This is a genomic window from Achromobacter sp. GbtcB20, assembly GCF_019091095.1.
Taxonomy (GTDB): Bacteria; Pseudomonadota; Gammaproteobacteria; order Burkholderiales; family Burkholderiaceae_B; genus Achromobacter; species Achromobacter mucicolens.
Genome location: NZ_JAGXJZ010000428.1, coordinates 1 through 302 on the forward strand (window position 1 = coordinate 1; position 302 = coordinate 302).

A 302-nucleotide genomic window follows, 5' to 3' on the forward strand; every position below is an offset into this window, starting at 1 on the left:
GGCAAGCGCACCCTGATCATTCCCGCGGAACTGGGCTACGGCTCGCGCGGCGTGGGTCCGATTCCGCCGAACGCCAACCTGATCTTCGACGTCGAGCTGGTCGACGTGAAATAAGGTCAGGCAAGATATGTAGACGATACCCAATGTTGGGTGTCGGAAATTCTTACAATGAAAGCATCTTTTCCGAGCGTTAAGTAGCTAACATATTGAAACCATGCATTATTTTCCTTCTGGCACAGTTTCTGCTAATCAGGGTGTACACGGTGTGGGACGTCCGTGAAAGATTAGTCAACTAAAAGGAA

At 50.0% G+C, this 302-nt stretch carries 1 protein-coding gene; it reads left to right on the forward strand.

The features are described 5' to 3' along the window. Nucleotides 1-114, forward strand: a 114-nt coding sequence (locus tag KVT32_RS29625) for an FKBP-type peptidyl-prolyl cis-trans isomerase (RefSeq protein WP_217619376.1), incomplete at its 5' end; no start/stop codon positions are given. Nucleotides 115-302: the final 188 nt, after the last annotated feature.